The organism is Brevibacterium sp. S22, from assembly GCF_004745485.1.
Lineage (GTDB): Bacteria > Actinomycetota > Actinomycetes > Actinomycetales > Brevibacteriaceae > Brevibacterium.
This window is the reverse complement of the sequence record NZ_RHFG01000001.1, coordinates 288,576-302,405: the sequence shown is the minus strand read 5'-3', so window position 1 is coordinate 302,405 and position 13,830 is coordinate 288,576. Positions and strand designations below refer to the sequence as shown.

The following is a 13,830-nucleotide window of genomic DNA, read 5'->3' as shown; positions in this document are numbered from 1 at the left end:
TGTAATTAGAATATTCTGCTCTGTGGCTAGTCTGACACGCCGAAAATGTGTAACAATTTTGAGATGTTGGGGTTGCCCACCGTTCTGCCAACGGTGCAGGGGACCTCGAGGCCTGAACTTCCCTGTCTTCCTCGAAAAGGCTGTAACGATGAAATATCTATTGCCCACTGTCGCGGGCTGCGCTTCTGTTGCGCTGGTCGGCACCTTAGCGGTCACGGCAACGACGGCTGCTGCAGCCACGTCGTCGCCCGAAGTGTCCAAAGAGGCGCTCGACGTCAGCAAGGACGGACTCGACGTCCCCGGTGCCCGCGATTCCAGTGATTCCACCGCCACCGCCGCCAATCAGAGCGCCACGAGCAATCTGCCGAACATCTTCAAGTCGCAGACCGCTCTCGCCTCGGCCAAGGTGCCCGATGTCGTCAATGCCTCCGCCACGGCTGCCACCGGCACGGTCAACAACGTCTCGGCAGGGCTGACATCCGGTTCCGCCGAGATCGAGCCGTCGGAATCCTCAACTCCCTCCGACGCGGAGCAGTCACCCGCCGAGGATGAGAAGACCGAGGATCCGTCGACGTCCGAGGACGAGAAGTCCAACGACGACAAGTCCGACGACGAAGGCGCGAAAGACGAGAAGTCCGACGACGAGGACATCTCCGGTTCGGTCCGGCAGAAGACCGAGGACGGTGTGAACATCGCACTGATCTCGGACGTCCTCGATGTTCCGACGAACAATCCGAGCCTCGTCGGCTTCACCTTCTCCGAAGCGAAGTCCAACATCCGCATCCAGGTCCGCATCAAGCACGGGTCCGAATGGGGCAGTTGGGACACGCTCGACGAGGAGCAGCAGGAAGAAGCTCAGAACAACGGCTCGGAGCCGATGACGGTGACGAACGCTTCGGGTGTGCAGATGCGCATCCTCGGCGATTCCGCACCGAGCGACGCGGAGCTCGTGCTCGTCGATCCCAAGCGCGACGCCGGCGACGCCCAGGCAGTCTCCGAGAACGCACCCGTCGAGCTCGATCAGCAGACGTCGGACGCTTCCGAGGACGCCTCAGAGGCTGCGACCGATGAGTCGACCGACGCCGAGGCGGCCTCCGCCGAGAATGTGGACGCAGCCGCGGGTGCGACGGTGACCAACCAGAACTACGTTCCCGGATCGTCCACGGTGGACACCGTGGCGAAGAAGGTGTCGAAGCCGAAGATCGGCTCGCGCAGCTCGTGGGGTGCCAAGGCCTACCGTGGCAGCCCGGACTACGCCAGCGGTATCAAGCAGTCCGTCGTTCACCACACCTCGGGTTCGAACAGCTACTCTGCCGAGGACGTCCCCGGAATCATCCGCGGTATCCAGGCCTACCATCAGGATGGGCGTGGCTGGAACGACATCGGCTACAACGTCGTCGCGGACAAGTACGGACGCCTCTGGCATGCCCGCGGCGGTGACGTCTCGAAGGCCGTCATCGGTGCCCACGTCGCCGGACATAACAGCGGAACCTTCGGCATCTCCGTGCTGGGTACCTACAACAGTGCGGCTCCGCCGAAGAAGACCCGCGATGCCGTCGCCTCGGCGATCGCTTGGAAGTTCTCCCTCAACGGAATCTCGAAGGCGACGAAGTCGAACCTGGTCGGACACCGCGACCTGGGGCAGACCGACTGCCCGGGTGATGCCTTCTACGCGAAGTTGGGCGAGATGCGCTCGACGGTCAACTCGATTCTGAAGACCGGCGAACAGCCCAGCGACAAGAAGGATGACTCCAAGAAGGACGATTCGAAGAAGGATGACTCCAAAAAGGACGACGACAAGAAGACCGAGAAGCCGAAGGCACAGACCTCGATCGAGAAGTACGCCAAGGAAAAGAAGCTCGGTAAGGCTCTCGGCAAGGAATACGACGTCAAGGGCGTCTCGGGCGCCAAGGCGCAGAAGTTCGAGAAGGGCACTGTCTACTGGTCCAAGAAGACGGGCGCCTACCACCTGTCCGGAGCGATCGCTTCGGCGTACAAGGGCAATGCAGTCACCGACTTGGGGCTGCCCACCTCTGCGGAGAAGGGCGGCCTCAAGGACGGGGGCGTCGCGCAGCGCTTCGAAAAGGGCTCGTTCTACTGGTCGAAGGACACCGGCGCCCACTACGCCGCCGGCACGATCATGAAGTACTGGGGCGACAAGGGGACCGTCAAGGGTCACCTCGGTTACCCCAAGTCGGACGTGGTCTACAAGAAGGGCCGCGGTGAGCAGCTCTTCCAGGGTGCACGGCTCGTCTGGGCCGAAGGCTACGGAACCACCGAGTTCTCCGCCAAGGGGTCGATCGCCGGCGGAGTCACCGACAACAATGCTCCGGGCGGCACGACTCCGCCCGGAGACGAGTCCAGCGATGACGAGTCGCCTGCAGACTCCGGGGAAGGTTCTGCAGACGACAAAGACTCGAAGGATGACAAGTCCAAGGACGATTCCAAGAAGGATGACAAGTCCAAGGACGATTCCAAGAAGGATGACAAGTCCAAGGACGATTCCAAGAAGGATGACAAGTCCAAGGACGATTCCAAGAAGGATGACAAGTCCAAGGACGACTCCAAGAAGGATGACAAGTCTAAGGACGACTCCAAGAAGAAGGACAAGCCGACCAAGGCCGAGAAGATTGAGGCCCAGCGTGCGTCCATCATCAAGGATGCGAAGGCCAACCTCGGCGTCAAGTACGTCTGGGGCGGCACCTCGCCCAAGTCCGGTTGGGACTGCTCGGGATACACCCAGTACGTCTATGGCAAGAACGGCGTCAAACTGCCGCGCACAACCAGTCAGCAGCGTTACGCCGGCAAGGAGATCTCGATCAAGGACGCCAAGGCCGGCGACCTGATCTGGATCCCCGGTCATATCGGAATCATCTCCGAGACCAAGGGCCAGATGTACGATGCAGGCTCGACGCGGACGAACACCACGAAGCGCAGCTACAGCTGGATGCTCGACCGTGGAGCCAAGGTCATCCGCGTAGTCGGCTGATCCCCGGCATCGAGGACAGTGCGCACAGCGTCAGGAAGACAGTGCCCTGAGGACGATCCCACTGCGGATCTCCCTCGGGGCACTGTCTGGTTTCCCAGATGATTCTGTGGACAGCGCTGACCGAGTCGAATGTATCCTCCCAGGTGACAAGCGGTGAATAGATTGTGACTTCGCTTGAACAGTCAGTGAAGTGCCTTCTTTGCGCGTGATGGTGGGATTACGCTGGACGGAGCACAACCGGAACTCACCGGATGTGAATCCGACTCGATCCTGTCTAAAGGGGGCCCGCAGTGCATCGTCTGCACAACACGGTCAAAAACTTCGAATGGGGCAGCACAGACGCGATTCCCGCGATCCTCGGCACTGTTCCGGACGGCACCCCCTGCGCAGAGCTCTGGCTCGGCGCCCACCCGGTCAGCCCTTCTCGTCTCGAAGTCGGCCCCGCGCGAACCCAGGCTCAGCTGGAAGGGCAGAACCGCCTCGGCGGTCAGGAGTCGACGGGCGGCGTGGCGACCGAGACCGAGCCTCGACTCGGACCCAACCTCATCGAATACCTGGCGGGGGACCCGGAGGGTCTGCTCGGGCACGACTCCCTCGAGTCCTTCGGGGCGAGATTGCCGTTCCTGCTCAAGGTGCTCTCGGCAAGTAAGGCCCTGTCGATCCAGGTGCATCCGAATCGGGAACAGGCACGCGCCGGATTCGCAGTCGAAGAGGCGGCGGGACCAGCCCTCGATGCACCCGATCGCAACTTCAAAGACCCCTCGGCGAAACCCGAGCTCATCTACGCGCTCACGGACTTCCACGCGCTCACGGGCTTCCGCCCCCGCAAGGCTGTGCGGGCGACCTTCGAACGGATGCTCTCCCAGCCTCTGACACCGCCGTCCTTGGACGTGCTCGGAGCGATCATCGCTGCCCTGAAGTCCTTCAGCGAGGCCAAAGCGCTGTCTCGCGCCGTCGAAATCATCCTCAGCGACCCACGGACACCCGGGCTCGTCGACGAGGTGGCCGTCCACGGAATCGACGAACTGCCGGTCGGGCACATCAGCCGTGCCGGCAGCGCCGTCGACCCTGCGCAGACGTTATGCGAACTCGTCACCGACTACCCCCACGACCCGGGCGCACTGGTCGGGATTATGCTCAACCGCGTCCACCTGCAGCCGGGCGAGGCACTGACCATGGATGCCGGGGTGCTGCACGCATACCTCTTCGGCACCGGCATCGAGATCATGGCTTCGAGCGACAACGTCGTGCGCGGAGGGCTGACCTCGAAACATGTCGACATCGAACAGCTGTCGACGATCACGGACTTTCGTGCGGGAGCGCCGCGGATGGTCGAACCGGACCGTTCCGGAATGCTGCTCGGTCCCACCGACGATTTCGCTCTGCAGGCGCTGCGGTGCCCGCGCCTGAACACGGTAGAGCGGCGGGGTGCTGCGATCGCGCTGTGCACCGCGGGAACTGTTACGCTCAGCTCGCTGGGCTCGACGCTCACTCTCGAACGAGGGCAGAGTGCGTTCATCGCGGCAAACGAACCGACGGTGACAGCAGACGGCCACGGCGATCTGTTCGTGGCCACGACGGGACTGGGCACCGGGGCGGGCGGGCGCTGAGGCGTCGGCGAGCAGGAACCCGCAGCCCCATTCTGCGGCAGCTTTCGCCAGCCTCGGTCTGCGGTGGCCCTCGCAAGTGCACTGCTGCCGCGGTATCGGACAGCGCCGTAGTGCGAACGACAACCGCTTCCCGATAGCTCCTGCGCTGCTGTTTGTGCGAAGGCTCCTGCGGTGCACCATCGGCCGGACGCGGTCGCGCTCGCGCAGAGCCCTGAATGCCCCTGAAGGTGGATTGTCTGGTCGTTCCGCGGCGATATCCTCGAAGAAATCGCCGCGGAACGACCAGACAATTCTGCTTCCGGCTGTGAATGGCGCTGCTCAGGGGTCGGCAGAGGAGAGGCGCGAGGGGCCGAACATGAAGAAGTGATCACGTTCGGATGCTGATTTCGAGGCGGTTTCCATCTTCTCGAGCAGGGCTGCTCCTCCCGCTGCCGCGGGGCCGGGCAGCTCCTCCTGCTGCCGGGAGCTCGATCGCCTCGGGACGCAGCCGCGGGAACGACGAAGCGGGCCGGGTCTCAGATCAGAGAACCGGCCCGCTTCGTCGTCCGTGGTGGGATCGGCCTCAGGCAGCGACCTCGACGGTGGGGACGTCGGCGGGGACGATCACCTCGGCGCCGGTCTTCTCCTTGACCTCGTCGACGGTGACGCCCGGGGCGAGTTCGACGAGGGTGAAGGCATCTCCGCTGACGTCGAGCACGGCGATATCGGTGATGATGCGTTCGACGACGCCCTTGCCGGTCAGCGGCAGGTCGCAGGAGTCCAGCAGCTTGTGCGAACCGTCCTTGGCGACGTGGTCCATGATGACGATGACGCGCTGGGCACCGTGGACGAGGTCCATCGCTCCGCCCATGCCCTTGACCATCTTGCCCGGGATCATCCAGTTCGCGATGTCGCCGTTGACCGCCACCTGCATGGCGCCGAGGATCGCGGCGTTGATCTTGCCTCCGCGGATCATGCCGAAGCTCGCCGCCGAGTCGAAGTAGGCGGCGCCTGGATTCATGGTCACGATCTCCTTGCCCGCGTTGATGAGGTCGGGATCGATCTCATCTTCGGTGGGGTAGGGGCCGACTCCGAGCAGGCCGTTCTCGGACTGGAGCACGAGGTGGACGCCCTCGGGCAGGAAGTTCGGAACCAGCGTCGGCATGCCGATGCCGAGGTTGACGTAACTGCCGTCTTCGAGTTCCTGGGCGGCACGGGCCGCCATCTGATTGCGTGTCAATGACATATCTGTGTCTCCTCAGGCTTCTCGGACGGTGCGCTTCTCGATGGGCTTGTCGGCCACCTGCTCAGGGGTCAGGGGCACCACGCGGTGGACGAAGACTCCGGGCACGTGCACGTGGTCCGGATCGATCTCTCCCGGTTCGACGAGCTTCTCGACCTCGGCGATGGTGATGCGCGCGGACTGCGCGGCAGGCGGATTGAAGTTCCGTGCCGAGGAGTGGAACACGAGGTTCCCGTGGCGGTCGCCGACGGCGGCTCGGACGAGAGCGTAGTCAGGGGCCAGCGACTTCTCGAGGACGTATTCCTTCTCGTCGTCGAAGGTGTCGAAGACCTTCGTCTCCTTGGCGGGGGATTCCTTGATGACGTTGCCGTCCGCGTCGTACTTCCACGGCATTCCGCCCTCGGCGATCTGGGTACCGGCACCGGTGATGGTGTAGAACGCCGGGATCCCTGCGCCTCCTGCGCGCATCTTCTCTGCCAGCGTGCCCTGCGGGGTGAGTTCGACTTCGAGTTCGCCGGAGAGGTACTGGCGGGCGAATTCCTTGTTCTCACCGACATAGGAGGCGATGATCCGACGCAGGCGTCCGTCGGCGAGCAGGATGCCCAGTCCGCGGCCGTCGACGCCGGCGTTGTTCGAGATCACCTCGAGGTCTTTGGCGCCTTGGTCCTGCAGCGCGCGAATGAGGAATTCAGGCACGCCCACGACACCGAAGCCGCCCACGGCGATCGATGATCCATCTGCAATGTCGGCCACCGCTGCTGCGGGGGTATCAACTACTTTGTCCATGTGCCCAGTGTGCCATGGACCACTCCCAGCCCGTCGGCCAGGTCCGGGATGCGAGCATCGTCGACTCTGCTGGTGAGCAGGACCTCACCACCGCCGAGGAGGTGCTGCAGAAAGTGCGGCCACTCGGCCGGCCGTGGGGTCGAGTTCGAGACGAGCAGTCCTTCCGGGCGGGCCGGGTCGACCGCCTCGGAGCGCGTCCAGTCGATGACCTGACCATCGATTTCGAGAGTTCCCGAAGCGTTGAGGCGGCGTGCTGTGACATCGGGGTAGGCGCGGATGGCGGAGTTGACGTCGATGAAGTCGGAACCGACCGGGGTGCTCAGAGCCAGCGCCGGAGGATTGAAGACGAAGACCTCGTCGGCATCTGCCACCGAGTCATCATCCTCATGACCCAAGGGAACGATCGCCATGAAGTCCTCCGTCGGCGGTTCGGCCGCGATGACGACGCTGCCTCCGGCCAGCAGAACGCTGAGGATTGCGACGAGTTCGCGCCAGTGCAGACCTTCCGGCAGCGGAGAGAAGAGGGTGAAGTCCGGGCCGAGGTCGTAGTCGCCGAAGAGACCGACTCCCTTATTCACCCAATTCGAGACGACCGGGCCGGTGAGATCGAGGCGATCGAAATCGGGTCCGCGCCAGATCAGGACTGGGCCGCCGGTGCGGGAGATGACTGAGAGATCCATATTCGCTTCCATGCTTGTTCGTCGGGGGTGCCGGTCGAGTGGGTCAGGGCACGATGAGGCCGATGTCGATCGTCACACCGCGGGGGAAGGCTCCGAGCTCTCCATCGACCCAGTGATAGCGCGTGGAGGCGCTGAGGTCCTCGGCGAAGAGTGCTGTGTGGAGACGTTCGACGAGAGACCCGAGCCCGACCATCGCCTCGAGCAGCGGGGGACCGCCGGACTGAGCGGTGGCCGGTGAGTCGGAGGGGCTGAGTGTGATCCGCGATCCGGCGCCTTCGATGCGCATCCGCCACGCGGTATGTCCAGGAGTCCGCGATTGGCCGCCGCGAACGACGCGGATCGCTCGGGAGACGCGTTCGAGGATGTCGTCGCTGTTGTCGCCGGCAGGGGCGCTGCCGGGCAGATCGGTGACACCCAGCCCGCGCTGAATGGCTTCGACATGGCCGTGGCGGAACCAGTCTTCGTCTAGCTCACGGGAGAGAGCTCGGGCACCATCGCAGCCGTTGTCGAGGTACCCGCCGGCGCCGCGGACCAATGCCATCGGCAGTCCGCGTGAGGAGCCTTTGACCAGATCGGCGGCCGCCGCGATCTCGTCGGCGATCGCGCGGACGGTCACGGTCTGGACGCGTCCGTCGTCGTCGGGGCGGCCCCGCTGGTCGTCGAGGCCGGAGAACCCAGACAGGCCGATGGCGATATCGCCGACCCCGACCCGCCACGGGCGTGAACTCGTATCCGAGATGACCAGGCCGATGCGGACCTCGAATGCCTCCTCCACCCGTCGGCGCAGGCCATCGGCGGAGCGGTCGCTGTCGAGAGGGTGGAGGATGACGGCACCGCCGGAATTCGACTGGTCGAGACCCGCTGCGGCCTGCACGGTGCCCGCCGGAGTGCGTACGACCTGAACGGTGGTGCCGGAACGATAGGAGCGTTCGGCGACCAAGTGGGTGCCGGTCTCCGAGACGAGCTCCTCGAACTCGTCCCGATCGGCGACCGTGCGCATCCGCCCCTCGGCCTTGGAGACGACCTTGGAGGCGACGACGAGGATATCGCCGTCTTTGAGGTCGATGCGGTTGCGCCGCAGGGCGTTGACGAGGATCGCGGAGAGGTCGGAACCCGGCGCGATCTCTTCGTCGACGGGAGGCGCGTAGACGGTGAGCAGACGATCATTCATGCTCGGCCACCGGTGATTCCACTCTCATTCCTCCATAATCCCATTGAGGGCGTCCAGTTTCTAAATTCTCCAGGTTTGTTCAGGCGGATCCCACAGGTTGTGCCGGATGGTAGGGCGACTGCCTATATGTGGGGTTCTTGGCGCGTGTGCATGAGAACGCATGTTCGAATAGCGTCTCATGGGGTATCTCATTACTCCATAAGGGCTTGACGGGGTGGTAATGACACGCGTGTAATTTATACCTAAGGGGAACGCGCCGAGCAGGGATCCTCCGGAGTTCGACCGTACATCGGACTGAACGGCTCAGTCACGGCAACGGAACTGCTCGAGCGTGAGAAAGGGGAAAACCGTGCAAAGTGCACAGAGAGAATGGCGGGAGAGAGAAGACTTCACCGCCGCACCGGGAGTCACCTCCCGCCGTGCCGAAGACTGGTTCATCGAACCAGGAGCACGTACGCCCGAGACGCTGCCGGATCCGCTGGCCGTCGATCCGAGCGATCTGACACCGCTGCCGACGGACAACTCTGCCGTCTCACCGCTGTCGCTGCTCCTGGGCGCCGCAGAAGACGGCGAACTGTCCTGGCAGGACCAGGCCCTCTGCGCTCAGACCGACCCCGAGGCGTTCTTCCCGGAAAAGGGCGGTTCGACTCGCGAAGCCAAGCGGGTCTGTGCCTCCTGCGATGTCCGTTCCGAATGCCTTGAATATGCTCTCGCCAACGATGAGCGCTTCGGCATCTGGGGCGGAATGTCCGAACGCGAACGCCGCCGGCTCAAGAAAAAGGTCGTGTGAGTCCAGCCGTCACCATCGTCGTCGTCTCCGGCGACGATGCCAGCAAGGTCGAGCTCGAAACAGCTCTTCGTCCGCACTTCCCCGAGATCCCCGTGGTGGATCTCGGGGGACGGACTGTCCGCGAGGCCGGTGAGATGCCGGAGGTCGCGGAATCGGATTTTCTGTGGTTCCTCACCCCCGACTCTCGTCCCGAACCCGACTGCCTCGATGAGCTGCTCGACGCCATCGGGGAGACCGAATCCATCGCCGCCGTCGGACCGAAGCTCATGTGCTCCGGTCGCATCGTCTCCGCCGGAGTGAGCACCACCTCGGTGGGGGAGCGGTTCAATCCGGTCGGCTCCGGCGAAATCGATCAGGGCCAGCGCGACAGTCAGATCGAAACGCTGGGTCTCGACCTGCCCGGCCTCCTCCTGGCCTCCTCTGAACTCCGCCGCATCGGAGCACCGTCCCGGGTGCTCGGCCCGGCCTATTCCGGTCTCGAATACTCTCGTCGTCTGCGCGACCTCGGCGCCCGTGTGCTGCTGGCACCGCGCGCTCGGATGGAGATCTCCTCAGCCTCTGCCGCTCGTCTCGGCTCCTCACCCCACCCGCCGACTTCGAAGACACAGATCCGCACCGAACAGCGCTACCGACTCAGCCTCGCCGGACAGGGGCTGCTCTCTCTGTTCTGCCTGCTTGCCGTCGGCCACCTCGGCCGCATCGTCGGAGGGCTGCTGTCGAACAACTTCGGTCCGGCAGGGTGGCACTTCTCGGCGCTCTTCGGCCTTCCCGCCGATGTGTCGACCACCGCCCCGCTGCGACGTGCCAACGCCCGCCGTACCAAGGCGGACAGACGATCCGTCGCCGCGCTCTATGCTGACGACGATGAACTGGCCGTCCAACGCCGGACGATGAGCGGTGAGAGCGAAGACTCGCGCCCGGCAGAGGTTCCCACCGGCGGACCCGACGCCGATGCCGAACTCAACCCGGTCGGCGACACCGAGGAGGCCATCGACTCCTTCTCCCGCCTGGAGATCTCCGGTGGTTCGAGCCTGCTGCGCGCACCTCTGACGTACGTGATCCTGGCTGCAGCGGTGATGAGCGGTCTCATCAGCTACAGACTCTTCGGCCCCGGCCACCTCGATGGCGGCGCCCTGGGAGCGACCGATATCGGTCTCGGCGAGATCTTCGACCGCCTGCTCGGCCGCCACCTCGATGTCTCGACCGGTTCAGCAGTGCCGTCCGACCCCTACCACCTCGTCTTCGGAGTCCTGTCCCTCGTCTTCTTCGGCCATGTCGACGTCATGGTCCGCTCGCTGCTGCTGGCGGCACCGATTCTGGCCGCTGTCACCGCCTATGCGGGCGCCGGCAGCATCCTTGCGAGACGGTGGGTGCGCGGCTTCGCCGCTCTGCTGTGGATCGCGTCTCCGCTGTTCACGACCGCGCTGTCGGAAGGCCGCCTCGGCGTGGTCCTCGTCTGGATCTGTGCACCGCTGGCGGCGCTGACCCTGCGCCGCAGCCTGACCGCCGGATCGATCGCTGCGGCAGCCGGGACCGGCCTGCTGCTGTTCATCATCACCGCCGGTGTTCCGCTCCTCCTGCTGGTTGCGGTCCTCGGCACCGCGGTGCTGCTGGCATCCGGCCGCGGTCTGCGCCATCTGTGGCTGCTGGCCCCGTCCGTGTTCCTGGGATGGCCATGGCTGTGGGCCGTGGTCCGCGAACCGGGGACGCTTCTGACCATGCCGGGGCAGACCCTGGCCGCGGAATCGGCTCCGACGTATCTGCTGGCCGTCGGATTCCCCACGCCGATCGACATGTCCTGGCTGGCGGATGTGATCTCCGGCCTCGGCCTCGGCAGTGTCTCTGCCGGCATCCTCGAGCTCTGGGCTCCGCTCCTCGTGCTGCCGATGCTCATCCTGGCCTTCTTCACCCTCATCGAAGCCAGGCTCGAACTCTCCCGCCTGTCCTGGGCGGTCGGCCTCTACCTCAGCGGGCTCATCCTCGCCGCGATCCAAGTGCATCTGCCCGCGCAGACCGGACCGTTCCACCTCATCGGCTCGTACCCGGCAGCAGGCCTGACCCTGGTCAGCCTCGGGTCGATCCTGCTGCTGTCCCTCGGCGCCGACCGCACTGCCGGCCGACGCGCAGTGCGCAGCCGCAAAGCCGGTTCGAATGAGGCGAAGGGTGCGGCCAAGGGACGCTCCGCGGCCTCCGGCCGGATCCCCATGCGCGGCCTCGTTGCGCTCGTCACAGTGGCCGCCGTCGGGCTCATCGCCATCGGCGCCGGACGGGCCACGACCTCGACTGATGCAGTCATCGCGACCTCCGAGAGCAGCGTTCCCGCCCTGGCGGCCGACCGCGCGGAAGGTGCGACTCAGGCGCGCACTCTGCGTCTGGACAATGTCGACGGAGAGGTTCTGGCCACCCTCATCTCCTCTGCCGACGGCACAGTGCTGGGCACATCGACCGTGACCTCGGCCGAGACCGTCGGAGGGTGGCCGTGGCAGCGTCGCCCCCTGCCGATCACCTCCGACCAGGTGCTCGTGGCCCAGGCCGCGTCCGCGCTCTCGGCCGATGATGCCGGTGACCTCGGGAACATCCTCGGTGAGCTCGGCGTCGATTTCGTCCTCGTCGGCAAGAACGCCGGCGGCCTCGCGAACTCCGTGTCTGTTTCGGAAGGACTGCTGCCTGTCGGGCCCACCTCGTCGGGACAGCTGTGGCACGTCGACAAGCCCTACAGCGGACGCTTCCTCATCCGCGACGCCGAAGGGAAGGTCTCCACGGCGGCGATGCAGGGTGCTGCCGCGAAGGTGCCTGCCGGTGAGGAGGGACGCACCCTGACGATCGCCGATGCTTCGCACGGAATCACCGCGAGCATCGACGGCGAACCGCTGCCGCAGCCGAAACCCGGTGAAGACGCGTGGGCGAGCGAATTCGACCTGCCCGCCGCAGGCGGAACGGTCGAGATCTCATTGAACTCACCGCTCTATCCGGCGGGAGTCATCGCCGGATGGGTGCTCGGACTGCTCAGCCTCATCGTAGCCGTCCCCTTCGGCCGGGCAGGGAACGAGAAGACGACCAAGACCGGCCGTGCGGAGGCGAAAGCATGAAGCATCAGCGCAGCATCGTCACCTTCACGGCCATCGCCGTACCCGGAGTGCTCGTGGCCATGACCTCGTTCCTCACTCCGCTGACCCCCGGCACCCTGGATCGCAGTCCCGAACAGGTGCGCATGCCCACCGCGGACACCCGCGTCGTCTGTCCCGGACCTCTGCTCACAGCGGGGGAGGCCGAGGGCACCGATGCCGAATTCGTCGACGATTCGAAGGTCTCGACCCGCGTCGTCTCCGCCTCCGCGCCGATCGGTGCCGCAGACGGATCGACCTCATCGGCCCGCCTGCAGGTCGCCGACCTCGGCGGATCGATCGACTTCGACAGTTCCGCCGGCCAGGGCTTCGTCTCCGGAGACGACAGTATCGACTCGACGAAGCTCGTCACCGGTGTCGCCCGTCCGGGTGCACCCGCGCTGACGACCGGACTCGAAACCGTCGAAGGCAGCTCCGGTGATCTCACGGGACTCGCCACACTCACCTGTGCCCAGGCCTCGAGCAACTTCCGGATCGTCGCCGGATCCGGTGAGGCCGGCTCGAACTCGCAGCTGCTGCTGAGCAACCCGGGCGACGTTCCTGTGCAGGCGAAGGTCGCCCTCATGACTCCCGGCGGCGAATCTGCCGAACCGACCGAGCTGAGCATCAAGGCCGGTGAGCAGCGTGCCGTTCCATTGGGCGGTCTGGCCGGAGGGGCCGAAGCCCTGGCCGTCGATGTCACGGTCGAAGGCGGAGTCCTGGCCGGTTCCATTCAGGAGACCGTCCTCGACGGCCTCAAGCCTCAGGGCATCGACCTCGCTGCCGGCGGCGCCGGAGCCGACCGCCAGCAGGTGCTCACCGGGCTCAGCGGCAAGGATGTGCGAGTGCGGGTCGCGAACCCGGGCAGCGATCTCGCCGAAGTCTCACTGAAAGCCTATGGTCCCGACGGCGAGATCGACATTCCCCGTTCCTCGATGACCGTGGTCGGCCGAGGTGTCGCGGAAGCCGAACTCGGCGATCTCGATGCCACGAGCCTCGTCCTCGAATCGCCCCGACGCATCCAGGCAGGTGCCTTCATCGGCAAGGACGGAGAGAAGGGTGCCGCCGACTTCGGCAGCATCCCGTCCACCGACTCCCTGGCCGAGACCCAGATCATGGCACTTCCGCGCACCGGTGAGTCCACCCTGCACCTTTCACCCGGTCAGGGGCATGTTCAGGTGCAGGGAATGCTCGACGACGGTTCGCTGACTGATCCGCAGTCGATCGAGCTCAATCCGACGGGAACGACCGTGCTCAGCCCGAGCGACGTCTCCGACGACTCGGTGCGCGCACTTGTCCTCAAGGGATCTCACGCTGCGGGTTCGCAGGCTGATGGGGTGCACGCGACTCTCGTCGTGACGACTGAGGACGGAATCTCCACTGTCGTTCCGGCGCCGGCTCCTGCAGGCGTGGCCTATCGGGATATCCGCCTCGGCTGAGTCCCCGCCGTGACGGAGGACCGCCTCGGCGAGCCGGAC

The 13,830-nt window shown here is 65.2% G+C and carries 9 protein-coding genes; 5 read left to right on the top strand and 4 right to left on the bottom strand.

Translation table 11 applies throughout. The features are described 5' to 3' along the window. Positions 1–148: 148 nt before the first annotated feature. Both EB835_RS01570 and manA read left to right on the top strand, forming a co-directional pair. Positions 149–2,989 (top strand): NlpC/P60 family protein, encoded by a 2,841-nt coding sequence (locus EB835_RS01570; RefSeq protein WP_168216590.1) that lies wholly within the window; start codon positions 149–151, stop codon positions 2,987–2,989. 290 nt (positions 2,990–3,279) lie between these two features. Next, positions 3,280–4,599, top strand: coding sequence for a mannose-6-phosphate isomerase, class I (gene manA, locus EB835_RS01565; RefSeq protein WP_135807727.1), 1,320 nt, complete (start codon positions 3,280–3,282; stop codon positions 4,597–4,599). Between the two features lie 562 nt (positions 4,600–5,161). Here the strand turns inward: manA and EB835_RS01560 are convergent. The 4 genes from EB835_RS01560 to EB835_RS01545 are packed head-to-tail and all read right to left on the bottom strand — an operon-like array spanning position 5,162 to position 8,458. Beyond that, positions 5,162–5,824 (bottom strand): 3-oxoacid CoA-transferase subunit B, encoded by a 663-nt coding sequence (locus EB835_RS01560; protein WP_135807726.1) that lies wholly within the window; start codon positions 5,822–5,824, stop codon positions 5,162–5,164. 12 nt (positions 5,825–5,836) lie between these two features. After that, positions 5,837–6,607 carry a CoA transferase subunit A gene (locus EB835_RS01555; RefSeq protein ID WP_135807725.1) on the bottom strand — a complete coding sequence of 257 codons (771 nt, stop codon included), beginning with the start codon at positions 6,605–6,607 and terminating at the stop codon, positions 5,837–5,839. Next, positions 6,595–7,287: a hypothetical protein gene (locus EB835_RS01550; RefSeq protein WP_135807724.1), complete on the bottom strand. Its 693-nt coding sequence runs from the start codon at positions 7,285–7,287 to the stop codon at positions 6,595–6,597. The genes EB835_RS01555 and EB835_RS01550 overlap by 13 nt, the downstream gene beginning before the upstream one ends. A gap of 43 nt (positions 7,288–7,330) precedes the next feature. Then, entirely contained in the window at positions 7,331–8,458 is a 1,128-nt protein-coding gene (locus EB835_RS01545) for a coenzyme F420-0:L-glutamate ligase (protein WP_135807723.1), read from the bottom strand. Between the two features lie 538 nt (positions 8,459–8,996). On the opposite strand from EB835_RS01545, the gene EB835_RS01540 reads away from it, so the two are divergent. Genes EB835_RS01540 through EB835_RS01530 form a run of 3 tightly spaced genes read left to right on the top strand, consistent with a single transcriptional unit; the run spans position 8,997 to position 13,791 of the window. Then, on the top strand, positions 8,997–9,248 hold the full coding sequence (locus tag EB835_RS01540) for a WhiB family transcriptional regulator (RefSeq protein ID WP_167200753.1): 252 nt from the start codon (positions 8,997–8,999) through the stop codon (positions 9,246–9,248). Beyond that, positions 9,245–12,337, top strand: a complete 3,093-nt coding sequence (locus EB835_RS01535) for a glycosyltransferase family protein (RefSeq protein WP_135807722.1) — start codon at positions 9,245–9,247, stop codon at positions 12,335–12,337. Before EB835_RS01540 ends, EB835_RS01535 begins: the two co-directional genes overlap by 4 nt. Then, positions 12,334–13,791, top strand: coding sequence for a DUF5719 family protein (locus EB835_RS01530; RefSeq protein WP_135807721.1), 1,458 nt, complete (start codon positions 12,334–12,336; stop codon positions 13,789–13,791). Before EB835_RS01535 ends, EB835_RS01530 begins: the two co-directional genes overlap by 4 nt. Positions 13,792–13,830 lie beyond the last annotated feature (39 nt).